At 32.8% G+C, this 18,406-nt stretch carries 19 protein-coding genes; 9 read left to right on the forward strand and 10 right to left on the reverse strand.

Features of this window, described 5'->3' with window-relative positions; genetic code table 11:
* Window positions 1-185 precede the first annotated feature (185 nt).
* On the reverse strand, window positions 186-641 hold the full coding sequence (locus AB8B65_RS20030) for a YccF domain-containing protein (RefSeq protein ID WP_405303060.1): 456 nt from the start codon (window positions 639-641) through the stop codon (window positions 186-188).
* Window positions 642-1,404: 763 nt separating this feature from the next.
* A complete protein-coding gene (locus AB8B65_RS20035) occupies window positions 1,405-2,745 on the reverse strand; it encodes a tyrosine-type recombinase/integrase (protein WP_405303061.1) in 1,341 nt (446 codons plus the stop codon).
* Window positions 2,746-3,107: 362 nt separating this feature from the next.
* Here AB8B65_RS20035 and AB8B65_RS20040 point away from each other — a divergent pair, with 362 nt between their 5' ends.
* Genes AB8B65_RS20040 through AB8B65_RS20060 form a run of 5 tightly spaced genes read left to right on the forward strand, consistent with a single transcriptional unit; the run spans window position 3,108 to window position 5,057 of the window.
* Window positions 3,108-3,968, forward strand: a complete 861-nt coding sequence (locus AB8B65_RS20040) for an SPFH domain-containing protein (RefSeq protein ID WP_405303062.1) — start codon at window positions 3,108-3,110, stop codon at window positions 3,966-3,968.
* 2 nt (window positions 3,969-3,970) lie between these two features.
* Window positions 3,971-4,147, forward strand: coding sequence for a hypothetical protein (locus AB8B65_RS20045; RefSeq protein WP_405303063.1), 177 nt, complete (start codon window positions 3,971-3,973; stop codon window positions 4,145-4,147).
* 28 nt (window positions 4,148-4,175) lie between these two features.
* The gene (locus AB8B65_RS20050) at window positions 4,176-4,340 is read left to right on the forward strand and encodes a DUF4177 domain-containing protein (RefSeq protein WP_405303064.1); all 165 of its coding nucleotides are present in this window, start codon (window positions 4,176-4,178) and stop codon (window positions 4,338-4,340) included.
* 4 nt (window positions 4,341-4,344) lie between these two features.
* Complete coding sequence (locus AB8B65_RS20055) at window positions 4,345-4,866, forward strand: DUF1648 domain-containing protein (RefSeq protein ID WP_405303065.1); 522 nt, start codon at window positions 4,345-4,347, stop codon at window positions 4,864-4,866.
* A gap of 2 nt (window positions 4,867-4,868) precedes the next feature.
* On the forward strand, window positions 4,869-5,057 hold the full coding sequence (locus AB8B65_RS20060) for an Arc family DNA-binding protein (protein ID WP_405303066.1): 189 nt from the start codon (window positions 4,869-4,871) through the stop codon (window positions 5,055-5,057).
* Window positions 5,058-5,122: 65 nt separating this feature from the next.
* On the opposite strand, the gene AB8B65_RS20065 is transcribed toward AB8B65_RS20060, so the two are convergent.
* Complete coding sequence (locus AB8B65_RS20065) at window positions 5,123-5,374, reverse strand: hypothetical protein (RefSeq protein WP_405303067.1); 252 nt, start codon at window positions 5,372-5,374, stop codon at window positions 5,123-5,125.
* A 106-nt stretch (window positions 5,375-5,480) separates the two neighbouring features.
* Window positions 5,481-7,181, reverse strand: a complete 1,701-nt coding sequence (locus AB8B65_RS20070; protein WP_405303068.1) for a helix-turn-helix domain-containing protein — start codon at window positions 7,179-7,181, stop codon at window positions 5,481-5,483.
* A gap of 219 nt (window positions 7,182-7,400) precedes the next feature.
* Here AB8B65_RS20070 and AB8B65_RS20075 point away from each other — a divergent pair, with 219 nt between their 5' ends.
* The 4 genes from AB8B65_RS20075 (at window position 7,401) to AB8B65_RS20090 (ending at window position 12,670) form a co-directional block, all read left to right on the forward strand.
* Entirely contained in the window at window positions 7,401-7,598 is a 198-nt protein-coding gene (locus tag AB8B65_RS20075) for a hypothetical protein (protein ID WP_405303069.1), read from the forward strand.
* A 382-nt stretch (window positions 7,599-7,980) separates the two neighbouring features.
* Window positions 7,981-9,858, forward strand: a complete 1,878-nt coding sequence (locus tag AB8B65_RS20080; protein ID WP_405303070.1) for a peptidase M61 — start codon at window positions 7,981-7,983, stop codon at window positions 9,856-9,858.
* Between the two features lie 847 nt (window positions 9,859-10,705).
* Window positions 10,706-11,920: a DUF819 domain-containing protein gene (locus AB8B65_RS20085; protein ID WP_405303078.1), complete on the forward strand. Its 1,215-nt coding sequence runs from the start codon at window positions 10,706-10,708 to the stop codon at window positions 11,918-11,920.
* Between the two features lie 33 nt (window positions 11,921-11,953).
* Window positions 11,954-12,670, forward strand: a complete 717-nt coding sequence (locus tag AB8B65_RS20090; protein WP_405303071.1) for a DUF4369 domain-containing protein — start codon at window positions 11,954-11,956, stop codon at window positions 12,668-12,670.
* Between the two features lie 242 nt (window positions 12,671-12,912).
* Here the strand turns inward: AB8B65_RS20090 and AB8B65_RS20095 are convergent, their stop codons facing one another.
* The 6 genes from AB8B65_RS20095 to AB8B65_RS20120 form a co-directional block, all read right to left on the reverse strand.
* Window positions 12,913-13,467, reverse strand: a complete 555-nt coding sequence (locus tag AB8B65_RS20095) for a hypothetical protein (RefSeq protein WP_405303072.1) — start codon at window positions 13,465-13,467, stop codon at window positions 12,913-12,915.
* A 16-nt stretch (window positions 13,468-13,483) separates the two neighbouring features.
* A complete protein-coding gene (locus AB8B65_RS20100; RefSeq protein WP_405303073.1) occupies window positions 13,484-13,837 on the reverse strand; it encodes a hypothetical protein in 354 nt (117 codons plus the stop codon).
* Between the two features lie 43 nt (window positions 13,838-13,880).
* Window positions 13,881-14,444 (reverse strand): phosphoesterase, encoded by a 564-nt coding sequence (locus AB8B65_RS20105; RefSeq protein WP_405303074.1) that lies wholly within the window; start codon window positions 14,442-14,444, stop codon window positions 13,881-13,883.
* A gap of 41 nt (window positions 14,445-14,485) precedes the next feature.
* Window positions 14,486-15,496 (reverse strand): hypothetical protein, encoded by a 1,011-nt coding sequence (locus AB8B65_RS20110; protein ID WP_405303075.1) that lies wholly within the window; start codon window positions 15,494-15,496, stop codon window positions 14,486-14,488.
* Window positions 15,497-15,797: 301 nt separating this feature from the next.
* Entirely contained in the window at window positions 15,798-17,033 is a 1,236-nt protein-coding gene (locus tag AB8B65_RS20115; RefSeq protein ID WP_405303076.1) for a DEAD/DEAH box helicase, read from the reverse strand.
* 93 nt (window positions 17,034-17,126) lie between these two features.
* Window positions 17,127-18,380, reverse strand: a complete 1,254-nt coding sequence (locus AB8B65_RS20120; protein ID WP_405303077.1) for a hypothetical protein — start codon at window positions 18,378-18,380, stop codon at window positions 17,127-17,129.
* Window positions 18,381-18,406 lie beyond the last annotated feature (26 nt).

Below are 18,406 nucleotides of genomic sequence, written 5' to 3' on the forward strand. Positions count from 1 at the left end.
TTGCAGCTAACTTGTTAAGAAAAAAGTGTGTAAAATTTAAAGTTAATAAAATAAAGAAACTCAGAATTGAATTCAATCCTGAGTTTTTAAAATTTACAAAGTTTATGGGATAGTGCCTTAAATAATTTGAAAATCAGTCGATTTTTATTAATCTATGTAATGTTTACCGTTGTTGTATTTAGTTTTTATCCTAAATATTTTTCAACTTGTTGTTTTGCTTTTCTACTCTCTAATTCTTTTGCGACTGCTCTTGGTACAGATTTTTTATTCACTGGGTTAAAGTATGTGTCTAAAGATTTAGATAAAATTACTGCTACAGGTATTCCTATGATAGAAACAAAAAGTAAAACAATTTGAAATATTGTAATAATTGCTAATACTAAACCAAAAGGGAAATAAATAATTCGTACAATCTTTCCGTATGATTTCCACAATTCATTTTGTTCCTTTTTAAGGTGTTTCTTATCAACCATTTCACTTGAAAAAGGAGTTAACAGAAATTTTGATAATTCAATTAAACCTAATCCAATTGGTGCTCCAATAACTGTTAAAACAAGTATAGAACCAAGTAAAAAAGTAAAAAGGGCATTCATAAATCCTAAAAATGGAATGTGCCAAATAATGTTTGCTAATTTTCTCATATTTTTTTTGTTTTCATCGTATAAGTGATAATTATTGGAAATACTATAATCTACAGAGTTCTTATTATTATACTTAATTTGGTAAATAACAAGTACTTTTATCGTATTACCACCCTATATTCTGCACAAAAGTAAGTAAAGTAAACATTAAAAAATTGAGGTTTTCCGTAATAACAAGTAAACACATACATAATAATATCATCATGTATTTTTATTATATTGAAAATATATAATCATCAAATGATGAAAACCTAAACGCATATAGATTGTCTATAAAATTATGATAAGCAATAAATCAAAAGTATTCGGAGTTGTTTTTTCGCAGATTTGAGAATACTAATTTGTATGACACTTTAATTTAAGGTCTACTCCACAACCTCAAACCCAAAAATAATCAAGCACTTTTTCTACCACATGCGCTAACACCATTTTCTTTTTCTTAGCTACTGTTTTACTACTAATAATCATTGTTTTTTTGTGAGTTGTTGCATTCTGTTGCTACTTGTTGCAAACTGTTGCAAGTTGTTGCAAGTTGTTGTTGAATTAATTCGTTGTTTCTAATTATTCATACAAATCAAACTCTTTATGTGTAAGCGTATTTAATATTTTAGGAACTTCTGATACGAAGTAATTTGGAATACTTCCTTTAGGATTCTGTAAGTATTCATTCAATTGTATATAAAAACGAACAACGACCGCTATTAAGTGATCGTTGTTCGTTCTTTGAGAATCATACGTAATGTTCTGAATTCAAAAACATGTATCAAAATTCAATAGTATACATATTCCCATAATCTTTCGGAAGCATTGCACCAATCTCACGCAGATAGTTTTTAAGCCCTCCTTTTGAAGTATGACGTGTAATTTGCATTAGTTTCATCAATGCCTGCTCTTCGGGATTTCCTTCAGATAACAAATGATTGTAAAGATTTGTTGCTGCGGTGTGTCGAATGGAATATAAGGTATGATCTTTATGAAAACCCAAAGCCTCTTTAACAGCTCTAAATCGTATCGCAAAATAAATTGTTTTGTTATGCTCATCTATATTCCATTGCGCAGGATGCCCATGTTTTGTAATTAAATAATCGTCTGGAGCATAGTTCTCAAGATTCATTTTTCGCAATACGCTTTCTAGCTCACCGATTATAGGAACTATGGCTAGAGGTGATGTTTTGGAGCGCACATACAAACGTTTAGCTTTTAAATCAATATCCTTTACTTGAAGTCTACATACCTCAATATTACGTAAAAAAGCATACGACATAAATTGTATAAATACTCGCAAATACGGATCATTCACATCAAGGTGTTCTCTTAAAGTAATAATTTGACCTTTAGAAAAAGGTTTGTTCTTTTTTGGTATACTTTTAAAGTTCTTTATTTTATCGACAAAATTATATTCGATAATCTCATCTTCTTCTAACTGAGCAAAGAAAATGGATAGCGTAGCTTTGTAGTTATTTCGTGTTTTAGGTGCTACAACTTCTAATGCAACTCCAAGTTCTTTCTCTCTTTTAGTTTGTGTTTTCTTGATCGTGTTTAAGAATAAGCTAACATCACGTTTTTTGAGTTCTTTTATATCGATTTCAAGCAACTCATAAGTTTCTAACCAAGAAATAAATTTATTATAATGCGACATAAATATACTAGCCGTTTTCTTTTCCCAACTAGGTTTCTTTTGAGACAAAACAAACTCTAAAGCTTCTTTAACCGTATATTGTTTTCGCTGACTGGCAACTTCCCTCCTTTTTACGATACTTGGAATTTGTTTTTTCTGCTCCTGTTCTGCGATACGCTTATCTGTTACTTTGGCATCTTCATAAGGACTGTATCCTTTTTTAAGCATTCCTTTTAAAACCACTTTAATCGTGGTTAGGTATTCTGTACGTTCGGTTTTGGTCTTTAACTTATTTGCCTCGCCATAAATTGGTGCTTGCCTTTTAAGCTTTCCTGTTTCTGGATCACGGTAAGAGAAGTATACATACCAACGCTTTGATAAATCTCCTTTTGCGCTATAAATTTTGGGTTCTGAAAATAATTTCAACTTTTTCAAATCGTATTCACTTTTGTATTCATTTTTTAAAATCGCGTTAAATATATACATGATATTTAGGTTTATAGAAAACTGAAAACCTAAATGAATTATTGTGTCATAGCCCGTAATAACTAAGAAGAAACACTCCACAAGCGTGAAGTGTTTCTTTAAAACTAACTAACCAACCAAAAATGTAACAAGGGCTATTTAGAAAGTAACCAGCTTTGCTAAATGTCATTGCCTTGCTACACTTCTATATAAACAAACGGCGTGCCAAACTCATTTTTCCCATAAAAACGTTACTATTATTCACTTTAACAAACACTTCTAAAACGATTTGCTAAAAATATATTCTGATAAGGCTTGCAAATTTAAAATTTAATTTCATATATTTATGATATCATTTTAATATCAATCTAAAACAACTACATATGAAAGAAGAGAAAATTATTGTCCCCGCAAATGGTTATTTAATGTTATTTATATTTTTACTCTTATTTGCCGGAAGTATTGTTTCCATGATTCTATTGGAAACGCCAGCTTTTATTCCAGGAATTGTCATCGCACTTATTCTTGCATTCGGATTCTTAATGGTAAACCCAAACAACTCACGTGTATTATTATTATTTGGTAAATATGTGGGAACGGTAAAACAAAACGGTTTTTATTGGGTTAATCCTTTTTACACAAAGAAGAAAATTTCGTTGCGTGCTAGTAACTTTGATAGTGAACGTTTAAAAGTAAATGACAAACTAGGAAACCCAATTATGATTAGTACTATTTTAGTTTGGAAAGTAAATAATACCTACAAAGCCGCTTTTGATGTAGATAATTACGAACATTTTGTGCGTGTACAAACCGATGCTGCTGTGCGTAAATTGGCAAGTATGTATCCGTATGATAATTTTGCCGACGAAGGACACGACGAAGATATTACGCTACGATCAAGTGTAAACGAAGTAAGTGAAGCATTAGAACAAGAATTGGAAGAACGTTTAGCAATAGCAGGAATTCACGTTTTAGAAGCTCGAATTGGATATTTAGCGTACGCACAAGAAATTGCAAGTGCTATGTTAAAAAGACAACAAGCAACTGCTATTGTAGCTGCACGACATAAAATTGTAGAAGGCGCCGTAAGCATGGTAGAAATGGCGATTGACGAATTGAACAAAAAAGAATTACTCATCCTGGACGAAGACAAAAAAGCAGCTATGGTGAGTAACTTACTAGTTATTTTATGTGGCGATAAAGAAGCATCTCCCGTAGTAAACACAGGAACATTACATCAATAAAAATGAACAAAAAACAAATTACAGCAATTGCGCTTGGTGTTGCATTAGGCACAAGTATTGGAACGACTACAGGCGCAGTTTTTGGCAATGTTGCCATGGGAACAGTTGTGGGTTCTTTTATTGGCACCACTATTGGTGTCATTTTAGGCTTGATCGTTTTTAAAGATGATGCAGAATAAAAAATAAATCCTTTAATTTGAATTGACAATGAAAGAATATAAAGTACTAAAACCCAATTTAGGCTGGAGAGCAAGAAGCGAAAAATTAGAAGAAATTCTAAACAATCATGCAAAACAAGGTTGGATTTTGCACACCGTAACCAAACATGAAGGTTTTATACAAGTGATTTTTGAACGTAATAAAAATAGATAAGACAATGTATGCAAACAGACCGCGCATAAAAGTACCTTTAGAACCAATAGATAAGATCTTAGAAACTACCACAACAGCGTTGTTAGTTGCGCTGTGGATATATGTAATTATTTCATACACTTCATTGCCTGAAATCATTCCAACTCACCTAAACCACCTTGGGGAAGTTGATGGTACAGGAAATAAAACAATGATTTGGTTTTTACTCGGAATTACAACTATTATTACAATAGGAATGCATGTACTTACGAAGTTTCCACACATTCACAATTACATGGTAAACATCACGGAAGAAAATGCGCCACACAACTATCAAATGAGCAATCGTTTGTTGCGTTTTGTCAATATATTAACCTTACTTTTGTTAGCGTATGTCTGCTATTCCATCATACAAAAAGCGTACGGAAACCACTTTTTTATGGAGTCAGCACTTATGTATATCATCATTGTATACGCAGTTGCAATGCCTATTGTTTTAATTACATTCATGTTAAAAAATCAAAAAGCTCCAAAGTCAAAAAGATAATTATGGCAAAAAAGAAAGCCTTTGCATTACGAATCAATGAAGAAATGCTGAAAGCCATTGAAAAATGGGCTTCAGATGAGTTTCGTAGTACCAATGGACAAATAGAATGGATGCTGATGCAGAGTTTAAAAAATGCAAACAGAGCGCCTAAAAAAAAGCCTGATGATGCATCACAGCAAACTCCTGAATAATTAGTTTGTTTACTGTGATTAATATGTTAATACCTTCTATAGTTTAAAATTAAAATATTCAAAACTTACCCGCCAATATTACGACAAGTATCTATAGCTGAGTTATTCTTTCCACATTCATTATCAATATTTGTTCTTGGAGGTACAATTGTACATGTAGTGTAAAAAACAGAAGTTACCGCTTGATTTGTACATGCTTGTGATTCTTCTGACGGAGCACTATTATTAGCAGGTTCACTTCCTCCTCTGAGAAAATGCATACCCAATTTTGCTACCTTGAATTTTTTCAATCGAAGTTGTTTTTTTTCTCTCTTCATTCTTTCTAAATTTTGTGAATTTTGTGAATTTTGTGATTTAAAACTACATATTGAAAATCTGATACAAAAACTGACAACCGTCTATATATAACGATTCCGTGAATTGTTAGTCCTTTTGTTGATTTTCTCTGACTTTTTTGATGAAATAACCAGGTTTTAATCCTGTACGCTGTTTAAAAAGCCTATAAAAAGTCTGTGGATTAGAAAATCCGCCTTCTAAAGCAATTGCATTAATAGTATATTTTTTATAAACAGGATCGTGTCGAATACGATCTATCAAATAATCAATTCGTAAATCATTAACATAAGTCGTAAAGTTTTTCTTTTTATGTGAATTAATAATTTTAGATAAGTATTTTGAATTCGTATTGACAATTTTTGCAACATCGCTCAATGAAATTTGATTTTCAAGATAGAGATGGTCTTTTTCAAACACATTCAACTGCGTCAAAACTTCTTGCACTACAGTATCATCAATATCCATAGGAACTTTAATGGTCTTAGTATTCTGCACTTTTATCTCTTCTTCAATGCTACTATTCGGTTTTTCAATAATAGCATCATATAATTTTTTATACTTTTTATATTTTCGTTTCGATTGATAATAGTACACTACACCTAGTAGTAAGACAAGTGTTATACATATACTTATTTCGATAACCCAATTTTTTTCTTCTACTGCTTGTGCTTTTTGTTTTTTTAATGAACGAATTAACGCGTCCCTGTTTGCTGTAAGTTCAAGATTATCATATTTGTTGGTAATGGTATGTGAAAGAGATTTATAATCTGTATGAATAATGCTATCTACTTTTAATAGTTGATTGGTATACCGCAATTGAAGTTTTAAATTTCCTTTAGCTTTTGCGTCTTTTATTAAATACTCATACGATTCTCGTAATGGCGGCCATAGATCGTTTGTTCTCGTAAATACAGAATCTATACTTTTAAAATAGGTTAATGCTTTTTCTTTTTTTCCAATTGCATAATAACTTTTAGCCAAGTAAAAATCTGAAACTACTTTACTAGGCTTGGAAAGATGTGGTGTTGCTTTTTCAATACTATCTATAGCAGTCTCATAATCACCTTTAATATTCAAATTGATGCCTTCATTCACAACAAAAAAATAAAATAAATCTTGTAGATTATGTTGTAAAGCAATTGAGACTCCTTTTTTATTGATGGCAGTACATTTGACTACTTGACCCGATTCATAGTATACAGAAGACAGTTGTAATAAGGTGTACAAATATCCTACTACATACATTTTTTCAAAACTTTCTTGATAAGCGATGCATTCTTTAAATAGAATTTCGGCTTCTTTATAATTTCCCAAAACTCGCTTTAAAGAAGCAATATTGTATTTTATATCAAATTTATAAGAATCATTAGCATGGAGTTTAGCTTTAGATTCAGCCATTAAGTAATTATCTAAAGCTTCTTGATAATCTCGTCGTTCTTGCAAAGTACTTCCTTTTGCAATATAAGCTAGCATAGGGAAATTGCTAGATTTCTTTAGGTCTTTTGTATAAAAAACAGCACTATCTAAATAGCTGATTCTTGTATCAAAATCTGGTGATTTATATCCTAAAATATAATATGCTCTGCCAATTAATAACTTCCGTTGGCTTTTTTGGGCTTTTTTTAGGTACTGCTGTACATCAGCTTTTAGATTCTCAAAACTTATAGTGTCTTGATACATTTTTGTAGTTAATACTTCAATTTCATTCCACAATGCATCTTTTTTTTGCCCATAACAATTAATTATGACAACAAAAAGCATGCAAAAACATGTAACTATTTTTTTCATTAGGAGAACTACCTTTCTAACAAATATAACCTAAATGCATAAGTAACTCCTGTAGTTTTTAGGTGAAATTTTTAATAATTCACTGAATTAGTATCACAATTCAAGGAAACAGGATAGGCTTCTATTGACTTGAATTCCAATTATCTATTGCTTTGTAAATATAATCGTATAGAATAGAAACGATTATTCATTTATTAATTAACTTAAAAACTTAAAATTATGAAAAAAAAGAATCTTAAATCATTAAAATTAAACAAAGTAGAAATTGTTAATCTAAAATTCGATAACATATTTGGAGGTATTTCAGGAAGTCCATGCAAGCGAAGTAAAGGTTGTACTGATTCTTGTCCTGTAGATGATGATCCATCAAATGCGTATACTGGACCTCTTGTTTATTGTGTTACTGTAGCGTGTTAAGAGAGTATGCTTCAAAAACATCTTTTCTTCGCACTTTTCATACTACGATTATACATAGTAAATATGGAGTTGTGACAACTAAAGAATATCATTTGCTTGTTTGAGAAAAAATTTTGTGAAAGCAAATAGATATAAACTAGATTTAGTCAATAAAAGTCGGAAGAAAAAAACTTCCGACTTTTTAGTACTTTAGAAAGTCAAAAAAATAGGAAGTACCAAATTATTTTTTTGATGTTTCATATAAATCCCTACACTTTAAATTCATACAGTTTTACTTTTAAAATTCACAAAATCTAAAGTCTTAACATTAATTAACACTCTTATCTGTTACGTTTCCAAAAAAAACACACTAATTGCAGCATTGAATACAAACAAAAAAATCATGCTTAGAAAAAAATTAGGAATTCTTGTAGTTGTACTTATTACACTAGCAAGCTGTAACTCTGGAAAAGTTGGAATAGACACCAATAAAGACATCGTCACTACGATCGATTTGGTTACAATCGTAGATGATAAAGTAAAAGTTGAAGTCAATCCTGGAAAGTTTCAAACCGAAACCACAACATTCAACATACCTAAAACCGTTCCTGGAACGTATAGCGATGATAATTACGGAAGATATATTGACGATTTTAAAGCCTACGATTATAAAGGAAATGAAGTTGCGACAACTCGCGTCAATCAAAATTCTTGGTTCATTTCCAATGCAAAAAAAGTAGACAAAGTTTCCTATTGGGTAAATGATACCTTCGATACAGAATACGAAGCAAAATCGGCTGTCTTCTCGCCTGCTGGATCAAATATCTTGGAGAATAAAAACTTTGTTTTAAATCTGCACGCGTTCGTAGGTTATTTCAGCGGAAGCGAACAAGATCCGTATGTAATCAACGTACATTATCCGAAAAATTTACAAGGCGTTACCTCACTTCCTAAAGTAGTACAAGAAAAAGAAACGTTTAATATTGATACTTTTGGTACAACGCGTTATGCAGAAGTAACTGATAATCCGATCATGTATTCGGAGCCAGACACGGCAAATTTCCTCGTAAACGACATGAATATTACGCTCAGTGTCTATTCGCCAACAGGTGCATATTCTGCGGAAAGTTTAAAAGGAAATATTGAAACAATGATTAAGGCACAAAAAAACTTTTTAGGAAAAGTAGATGCCACAAAACAATATACAATTTTACTCTATTTATCAACACTGGCAACAAACGATGCTACTGGTTTTGGTGCGTTGGAACACAACACCTCAACTGTTGTCGTTTTGCCAGAACAAATGCCAAAAGACGCTATTGAAAGTGCGCTGAAAGATGTGGTTTCACACGAATTCTTTCATATTGTAACGCCATTAACGGTACATTCGGAAGAAATTCACTATTTCGATTACAACAATCCAAAAATGTCAAAACACTTATGGATGTACGAAGGTGTCACGGAATATTTTGCCAACTTATTTCAAATCAATCAAGGTTTAATTGACGAAGAAGCGTTTTACAACCGAATCAACACAAAAATTAAAAACTCACGTTTACGCTTTAATGATGCGTTATCCTTTACGGAAATGAGCGCTAATATCCTTTCGGATGAATATAAAGACGAATACGCAAATGTGTATGAAAAAGGAACGTTAATTGCGATGGTCATTGATGTAACGCTTCGCGCAGAAAGCAACGGAGAAACTGGGATTTTAGATTTAATGCGAAAACTATCTGATGCATACGGAAGTGAAAAACCATTTAAAGATGACGAACTTTTTGATAAAATTATTGAATTCACGACGCCCGAATTAAGAAGCGTTATTGATACCTACATTGTTGGAAACACGCCAATTCCGTACAACGACTTTTTAGCCAAAGTTGGATTAACTTTAGGAGAAATTGATATTGAAACTGGTTATTTTTTAAACGGACAAATTCCATATATCAGCGTAGACAAAGCGACCGAAGAAGTATTTATTTTAGAAAAAGGTGCTTTAAACTCGTTTATGACGAATTTAGGCATCCAAAATGGAGATATTATAAACGAAATTAACGGCGTAAAATACACGCTTGCAAATGTGTACGATTTAATTGGTGTTTCAAGAACTTGGAAAGTTGGCGATGCTATTACAATCATTGTAAAACGTAACGGAGAAACAAAAACTCTTGCAGGAAACATTACAAAACCAACTACAAAAGGAACAGGAATTATGGTAAAAGATTTGCCTGAAAACAGCAAAGAAGTACAGTTGCGAAAAGCGTGGCTTAAAAATTAGACGTCTTAGACTTGTTAGATTTTTAGACTGACTTAGATTCTTGGGTCTTGCATTTCGATTGTACTCAATGTGACAGGTCTTGGGGTCTTAAAAATCTTCTTTACAATTACAAAACGTCAGTTCGATTTTCTGTCATATTGAGCGCAGTCGAAATAGACAGAAAATTGTATCGAGAACAGCTATGAAATAGAATCATTTCAAAGTACTTCTCGATACAACGAATCACAGATTCGCCACTCGAACTTGACGTTTTGATATTAAAGAAAAAAGACTTTTCGATTTAAAATTCAATATTTAACATTTATAATTTCAATTTTTGGTATTTTGCAACATAAACCATCCAACTATGTTCAAAAAAGCCATTGCTTTACTCCTATTTTTTAGCACATTTTCTGTGTTTTCACAACAACTTAAACTAGAACGTGTTGAAAGTAACGAAACTACGTTTTATACAAAAGTGACTGTAGATTCTATTACATTCACTGGATTTGAACTAAAAATAAAAGCAGATGATTCCTTTGTTACCTTAGAAAATATTGCAAATATCAACACAAAATTTATCGCGAAAGGTGATCTTAAATTTTCCGTTGAAAATTCGGTCGCAACCATTTCATACAAAGGAAACGAAGAGATAGTTGTTAAAAAAGCAACCACATTATTTGAACTCAAAACAACACCAAAAAGTAGTTTTTCAGGTATTATATATGAAGTTACAGACGCATGGACTACAAATTTTGATAGCACATATTCATTTGATGTAACAAATTCTAAAAGCGTCAAAGTAGAAAGTACAAGTGTACATCCAAAACCTTTCTTTTCAAGTGATAAAGTCGTATTCGGAATTTTAATGCTGCTCTTAGGCTTTGTATTTTATACAGAAGCTAGTAAAAATCCTGTCTGGAAAAAGTTTTACAAATACATTCCTGCTTTATTAATTTGCTATTTATTACCTGCAATTTTAAGTACTTTCGGAATTATTTCTGATCATTATTCAAGTGCATATTTTGTGTCAAGTCGTTATTTATTACCTGCTGCGCTCATTTTAATGACGCTCAGTATTGACTTAAAAGCAGTGTTTAATCTTGGTCCAAAAGCATTGATTATGTTCTTCGCAGGAACTGTCGGAATCATTATTGGCGGACCACTAGCCATTTTATTGATTTCATTTGTTTCTCCAGACCTTGTTGGCGGAATTGGACCAGATGCCGTTTGGCGTGGTTTATCAACCATTGCAGGAAGTTGGATTGGTGGCGGCGCAAACCAAGCTGCCATGTTGGAAATTTTTGATTACAATCAAGACAAATATGGCGCTATGGTATTAGTCGATATTGTAGTAGCCAACTTATGGATGGCGATTTTACTACTCGGAATTGGTAAAACTCAAAAAATAGACAAATGGTTAAAAGCTGATAATTCCGCTATTGAACGTTTGAAAGAGCGTGTTTCTGATTTTACAGCGAAAATAAAAAGGAATCCGACACTGACTGAATTGATGATTATTCTTGCCTTGGCATTTGGAGGTGTTGCGTTAGCACATTTTGGCGCAAGTACCGTTACAGACTATTTAGGACAGTTTGATATTGTAAAGAATGACGATGGCGCACTATCATTTTTAGGGTCTTCTTTCTTCTGGATGATTACCATTGCCACAGCTTTCGGAATTATGTTATCCTATACAAAAGCCAAAAACTATGAAGGTGCTGGCGCAAGTAAAATAGGAAGTATATTTATTTACATATTAGTGGTTTCTATTGGAATGAAAATGGACTTGACCGAAGTTTGGAAAAACCCAGGTTTACTTGTCATCGGATTGGTTTGGATGACATTCCACGCAGGCTTGTTAATCTTAATTGCAAAACTCATTCGTGCACCGTTTTTCTTCCTCGCAGTAGGAAGTCAGGCAAATGTTGGTGGCGCGGCTTCTGCACCAATTGTAGCTTCTGCTTTTCATCCATCATTGACTTCGGTTGGTGTATTGTTGGCAGTATTTGGCTATGTAGTGGGAACGTACGGCGCAATTTTGTGTACAATTTTGATGGAATTAGCTTCACCAGTTTCTTAAAATTGTAGATATTTGCGTTCTTTAAAATTCAATATGATGTTCAAAAAATGTTTGGTTATCCTAGTTATTTTAGGATTTATTGCTTGTGGAAAGGAAATGAAAGGAAATTTAACCATTTCTGGAAATATAGATGGTTTAAAAGAAGGAACTATATTTCTGCAAAAAATACAAGACACTGTTTTAGTTACTTTAGATTCTCTTGTGGTAAATGGTGATGCCAATTTTACATTCAGTACTACTATTGACGAACCTGAAGTGCTCTATATATATTTAGATAAAAGAGATTTTAACGATTTGAATGATCGTGTAGAGTTTTTTGCCGAACCTGGCAAAATGACCTTTAATACTACGTTGCGTAGATTTGTGAAAGACGCGAAAGTTACAGGTTCTAAAAATCAGAAAGATTTGGAAGCATTTAAGCAGTTTATGACCAAATACAACACCAAAGAGTTGATGTTGTTGCGTGACGGAATGGACGCTCAGAAAGAGTCGGATGCTGAAAAAGTTACAGAAATCAATACTAAAATTGCCAACTATGCAAAAAGTCGCATGCGCTATATTTTAAATTACGCGATTACAAATGCGGACAAAGAAATTTCTCCGTATGTTGTTACGACAGAAACGTATGATGCGAATATTAAATTTTTAGATACTATTTATAAGCGATTGACACCAAAAATTGCAGCATCTAAGTATGGAAAGAAATTGAAGGAATTGGTTGAGAAACGTAAAGTTGAAGAAACGAAATAGTTTTTTTGGCTATTTTATTTACAGGAATCGCCAACGTCTGATCGAGTGGATTTGTACAACAAATTTATATCGAGAACAGCTCAAAAACTAAAATTTACTTTAAAATAATTCAGTTCGTCACCTTGAACTTGATTCAAGGTCTCATAATCCATTTAGTTATTTTATTGCTTTATGTGATGCTGAATCAAGTTCAGCATGACGTTTTGGAACTTTTACTATTTAATAGAAAAAAGAATATATAACTACAACTTCTCCAAAACATTCAAAATTTTACGCTTGAATTTTTCGGTTTCTAGCGGACTGTGTTTGTATCGGTAGTGTTCAATTATTTGACGTATTTTCTTCTCATTATCAATCAAAACGAGATTAATTACGCCTCTTTCTACATCACCAAAATAACCATTTGTACTTATATAGATACTATATCTTTTTCCTGCTGTCAAAATTTCGACTGGCGCTTTTTTCTTTTTAAAATTGAGTTCCGTTTCTAAAGCACTGTTAATTGTGTATGAACCTTTGTATAAAAATGGCACCTCAACATACGGTAAGTCTGGAAACTTTGTTTGTATGGTTTCCAATACTAATTTTCGTAGCGCTTCTCTTTTGGCAGGATGTTTTAAAAACTTCCCGTTTTTCTTTTCACTGAGTTCTATATCTGGTGTAAGGATTTGCAAATCACTTTTATCAATTTTTAAGTTTTTGGTAAAATTCGGATTTTCTGCAACTTCATTTTTAGTCGTAGCACAACTCACTAAACAAAGTACGCATACGAGTTTTATGGTAGAAAGTAGTTTCAAAATGTATAAATATTATTTAATTAAGTCCATCAATAAATTGTATTTTAGCTTTGCCTTTATAATCACTATCTACATATAATTCACTTCCTTTTAGCAAAGCAAATTTTAGCGTTTTGCCTGATTTTATAGGTTGTAAGCTGGTAATTTTTCCTTGATATTGTACGCGAACTTCAAATACGTTTTTCCCAAGATTTTCTATGATTGCAATGCTATTTCCATCTGTATACGGATTGATTGCCGCATCTTGTCCAGTACCTTTTCCTGTGATTGACATACTTTGCGAAGGTTTCAATTCAAAAATCGTTTTGTCTTTTTGTGCATACGATTGCAAACCGAAAAATAATGCAAAGAGAAGTATGTATTTTTTCATTTGTAGTTTCTTTTTAGGGTAAGATACAGCTTATTTTAACGTTTTACAATTGGTTTCCAAATGGTGGCTCCCATTTTTTGGTTTGCATGATTGCTTTTACTTCATCATAAGACAACGGATAGAAATCATGACAATCGACTCCAATATCAAAGCATAAACGATCTTCTAAATCGGGTAAATTTCCGTGACTGTGTCCGTATAAATGCCACGTTCCTCGGTAATCGCCACGCCAAACTCGCATTGCATAGTGAAATAAAATAATTCGTTGCACACCATTTTTACAGCTTTCATCCTGTACTTTGAGTTCAAAATAATCTTTTACCCATTTGAATCTTTTTCGATGATTAAGTGCTGCACCTTCATGGTTTCCAACAATTAAATAGATTTTTCCGTTTAAGCGATCTATGATATCTGAAATCATATCGCGATCTTTCGTCATTCCAAAATCTCCTAAGTGATAGACTTCATCTTCTGGCGAAATTTTTTCATTCCAACGTTGAATTAATACTTCGTTCATTTCTTCGACTGTTTCAAAAGGTCGATCGCAAAATTTAATCACATTGGTATGTCCAAAATGATGATCAGAAGTAAAAAATAGTTTCGACATAATCGTTTTATTTTATGAAAGCGAATGTATTAAAAAAAGAATTAGTTGCGCATCATCAGTTGTTGTAACGCAGCTTTCGTAATGATTTTTTCAATCTTTTTTGTGTCTAAATTATAAAAGTAGATTTCGTCTTTGTTGGTTATACCTGAAAAATTTCTGTCTGTAGAGTGTATGTGATGAAGTGGTGTTTCTAACGGTACAGTGTCCGTAATTGCTATGTTTTTATCAAAGTATTTTACCGTTGGTGGATTTGAAGTTCCATTTGCGTACGATACAATTACATAGTTTTCATCTATTTGTAAGATAGCATCATACGGATTCATATTTCCGTCATACATGAGTGTAATTACTTCAGCATTTGTTTTGTCCCACTTGTACAAACCGTTGTCTGCAATTGTTAGAAAATAGCGATCGTTTAATTCAAATCCGTTATAAAATCGTGTTTGATCTTTTCCAAAAAAACCAATTTTCTCTTTTGTGTTTGAAACATTCCATAGAAAAGTATCTACATGCGGCCAACCTAACACCGAATAGATTGATTTATCATTTGCGCTAAAAAACACGTTTCCGACACTTTCTCCTTGCTCAAAATAGCTTTCAAATGCTCCATTTTCAGCATTTACGGTAAATAGTGTCGCATAATATGCTGCAGGTTTCGGTTCTTTTTCATAAATCATTTCTTCACGTGCTTTGCTATATCCTGTGCCAATTGCTATTTTATTTGCTGCATTGGCATACGTTGCATCCTTTAATGCACCTTTGTGTGTTGCCAACCAATCTATGTGTAAAGTGCTTGTATTTATTTGAAATAACAATGCAATTGTAGCCTGTCCAGAACTTGTATTAACCAATAATTTTGAGCCGTCTACAGTTTTAGAAAAGTTAATTGTTGACACATATTTTTTTGTGAATTGATAGTACTTTTTTAGTTTTTGACTTTCAGTATCTAAAAAGTAAATTCCATCTTTGGTAGCAATGACACTTTCATTTTTTAGTTGTATAAATTCTTCTATTGAAGCTAACGAATCTGGCGCATGCGTTTTATCTACCAAAAAGCTGGATGGTTTTGTGACCAATCTGTAGTTTTCTTGTGGAGAAATTAAGTCTGCTGCTTTTTTTTCTTTCTCTGAACAACTAAACAGCGTTAGTAAACTTATAAATACAATTAGTAAATTACTTTTATGATGAAAAATGATTGTTATTTTTTTGATGATTCTTTTTTTATGTGTGAATAGTTAAAACTATGACAAACCGCTTCAAAATCAAAGCGAATTGACATGATTTTGACAGTATCAAGTGACGTTTTAAAAAAAAATCGCAATTATAAATCGTTCATCTAAAATCAACAATCAACTAGTACCAGCGTTTTTTCTTCTTTTTAGAAGCTTCTGATTTACGTCCTTTTTTGTGTTTGCTTCCTTGCTTTTTGTGCACTTCTGGCTTTGCTTTCGGATCTAACGGATACGGATGTTCTTCTTCTACGTAAATTGCAAGATTTATAAGTTGTTGTATTTCTTTGATATAGCCTTTTTCATCTGCTGAACAGAATGATAATGCTGTTCCTAATGCACCTGCTCTTGCCGTTCTACCAACTCTGTGTACGTAGGTTTCTGGTATGTTTGGAATGTCGAAATTAATGACTGCATCTACATTTTTGATGTCAATTCCTCTTGCGGCAACATCTGTTGCGATTAGGATTCTTGCTTCTCCTTTTTTGAATTCGTTTAGTGCTTGTTGTCGCAATGACTGTGCTTTGTCGCCATGAATACTTACGGCTTTGTAGTTATTTCGCAACAGCGTTTTTTCAAGTTTATCAACGCCATATTTCGTTCGTCTGAAAATGATGACACTTCCTTTTATGTTATTTCTAAGTAAGTGTAAACACAATTCAATTTTTTTAGGTTTTGGCACATAATATAGTACTTGGTGTACTCCTTTTGCTGCCGATGAAGTTGGTGATACTTCAATGAATTCTGGTGCTTTCAGAATTGAATTCGCCAAGTGTTCTACCTTATAAGGCATTGTGGCAGAGAATAATAACGTTTGTTTTGCTTCAGGACATAAACGTTCTATTTTTTTGACGTCGTCGATGAATCCCATGTCCAACATTAAATCGGCTTCGTCCAAAACTAATGTTTCTATATAATCGAGATTGACCATATCTTGCTTGTGTAAATCTAACAATCGTCCTGGCGTTGCTACGAGAATGTCCACACCTTTTTTGAGCATTTCTTTTTGCGGTTGTATGGAAGCACCACCAAATATAACGCCTGTACGCAAGTTTGTATATATACTGTAGGTTTTGAAGTTTTCTTCAATCTGAATTGCCAATTCCCGCGTAGGGCACACAACTAATGCTTTAATTTTCCTCCCTTTTTTGGGCGCGTCTTGCTTGTCAAATAATAATTGTAGCATTGGTAATGCGAATGCTGCTGTTTTCCCTGTTCCTGTTTGAGCGGAAACAATGATATCTTTTTTGTGTAATATGACAGGAATGGCACGTTCTTGAACTAAAGTTGGTGCTGAGTAGTTTTTTTCGGATAACGCACGAATGATAGGTTTGTTAAGTTTTAGTTCTTTGAATGTCATGCAGCTGAATTTTTATAGAAACGATTTTGCACAAAGATACAGGAAGCTGTGTTTTATGCACTATTGTTTTGCAAAAACTAACGAAACTACTATTTATCTGTTTTTTCGCAGTATCATAATATTGTCTATTTCAACATCTGTTTTTGAACCTACCATAATACTTGCTCCATTTCCACAGACGTCTGCTGATTTTTTTACTACCAATTTTTGATTTATGTAATAACTACAGATTCCATCTTCATACACAATTTTCAGGTATACTCTGTTTGCATTTCCAAACGTAAATTTTCCTGATTTTTCTGTATTTCCAAATTCTACTCTTCTGTTATGATGTCCAACTCTATAACTTCCGTCTGTTTCAAACAGTATATAATTTTGATAATTTGTAGTATAGCCTTCTGCATCTGGTTCGCTACTGCATGAATCCCATATAAATTCAAATTGTCCAGCGAATAAATAGAACACTGTAGATATTTCAAAATTATCTCCCGCATTAAATTTTAGTTGCTCACTTCCTATTCCGCCTTGTCCATAATCACCATTTCCACGAATACTGTATTTTCCATTGGACATTTCGTAAGTGATGTTTAACGTTTTTGTTTCTCCATCAAAAGGGCTTTTCATTTTTTTATAATCTCTACCAATTTTCCAATTGTTTTTATTGTTGTTAAAATCTTCTACTAAAATTGATTGGTATGGCAATTCGCTTTGTGAAGGGCTGCCTTGTATTTGTACAGGATTTGATGTTTGAAATTGTCCATTGTTAAGTCTATCGTTTACACTATTAAATCCTCTTAACACCGTTTGTGCTCTTTTTTGCGGTGAAGAATGTGTGTTGCCTGGTAAATTTGGAAGTGAACGTAAGTAATTTACAACTGCTTGCACATCGTATCTGTATTGTGCTAAAAACTGTCCTGCATAATAATCAGCTTCATCTTCATATTGTGTACTCGTTGTTTTTACACGCCATTGACTTCCTTGCGGTTTGTACATGTTTGGTTGATGTCCTATGGCTTGGTGTCCCCATTCGTGTGCAAATACAAAAGCGAGTACATTTTTTTCTTTATGAATGGTAGAATAGTCTAAAATAATAAGTCCGCCGTAATGTGCTTCTCCCCAACGAAATGTTTGGTTGAATACTACTGGAAAGTTCATTCCAGAATATTCTGTTAGTTTTCTGTAGACTGTTGCTGTTTTTTGATAGTTGTTTGCAAACATAATTTGTCCGCCATACGCATCTCTTAATTCGTTGAGAAAATATTGTTGCGATGCTGTCAAATTGTTTTGAGCTGTTGCCGTGGATATGTATGCGAATGCTACTAATAAAATTATGTATACTTTTTTCATCTATTTGTTTTAGCAGAAATGTTTGT

Source organism: Kordia sp., assembly GCF_045105435.1.
Lineage (GTDB): Bacteria > Bacteroidota > Bacteroidia > Flavobacteriales > Flavobacteriaceae > Kordia.

Bases quoted from the DNA above. Each gene is read 5' to 3' on its own strand.
- AB8B65_RS20100 (WP_405303073.1), bottom strand. From the start codon at position 13,837: ATGAAAAAATACATACTTCTCTTTGCATTATTTTTCGGTTTGCAATCG.
- AB8B65_RS20120 (WP_405303077.1), bottom strand. From the start codon at position 18,380: ATGAAAAAAGTATACATAATTTTATTAGTAGCATTCGCATACATATCC.
- AB8B65_RS20090 (WP_405303071.1), top strand. From the start codon at position 11,954: ATGATGTTCAAAAAATGTTTGGTTATCCTAGTTATTTTAGGATTTATT.
- AB8B65_RS20075 (WP_405303069.1), top strand. From the start codon at position 7,401: ATGAAAAAAAAGAATCTTAAATCATTAAAATTAAACAAAGTAGAAATT.
- AB8B65_RS20060 (WP_405303066.1), top strand. From the start codon at position 4,869: ATGGCAAAAAAGAAAGCCTTTGCATTACGAATCAATGAAGAAATGCTG.
- AB8B65_RS20085 (WP_405303078.1), top strand. From the start codon at position 10,706: ATGCTGCTCTTAGGCTTTGTATTTTATACAGAAGCTAGTAAAAATCCT.
- AB8B65_RS20035 (WP_405303061.1), bottom strand. From the start codon at position 2,745: ATGTATATATTTAACGCGATTTTAAAAAATGAATACAAAAGTGAATAC.
- AB8B65_RS20055 (WP_405303065.1), top strand. From the start codon at position 4,345: ATGTATGCAAACAGACCGCGCATAAAAGTACCTTTAGAACCAATAGAT.
- AB8B65_RS20080 (WP_405303070.1), top strand. From the start codon at position 7,981: ATGCTTAGAAAAAAATTAGGAATTCTTGTAGTTGTACTTATTACACTA.
- AB8B65_RS20045 (WP_405303063.1), top strand. From the start codon at position 3,971: ATGAACAAAAAACAAATTACAGCAATTGCGCTTGGTGTTGCATTAGGC.
- AB8B65_RS20105 (WP_405303074.1), bottom strand. From the start codon at position 14,444: ATGTCGAAACTATTTTTTACTTCTGATCATCATTTTGGACATACCAAT.
- AB8B65_RS20070 (WP_405303068.1), bottom strand. From the start codon at position 7,181: ATGAAAAAAATAGTTACATGTTTTTGCATGCTTTTTGTTGTCATAATT.
- AB8B65_RS20040 (WP_405303062.1), top strand. From the start codon at position 3,108: ATGAAAGAAGAGAAAATTATTGTCCCCGCAAATGGTTATTTAATGTTA.
- AB8B65_RS20050 (WP_405303064.1), top strand. From the start codon at position 4,176: ATGAAAGAATATAAAGTACTAAAACCCAATTTAGGCTGGAGAGCAAGA.
- AB8B65_RS20030 (WP_405303060.1), bottom strand. From the start codon at position 641: ATGAGAAAATTAGCAAACATTATTTGGCACATTCCATTTTTAGGATTT.
- AB8B65_RS20065 (WP_405303067.1), bottom strand. From the start codon at position 5,374: ATGAAGAGAGAAAAAAAACAACTTCGATTGAAAAAATTCAAGGTAGCA.
- AB8B65_RS20115 (WP_405303076.1), bottom strand. From the start codon at position 17,033: ATGACATTCAAAGAACTAAAACTTAACAAACCTATCATTCGTGCGTTA.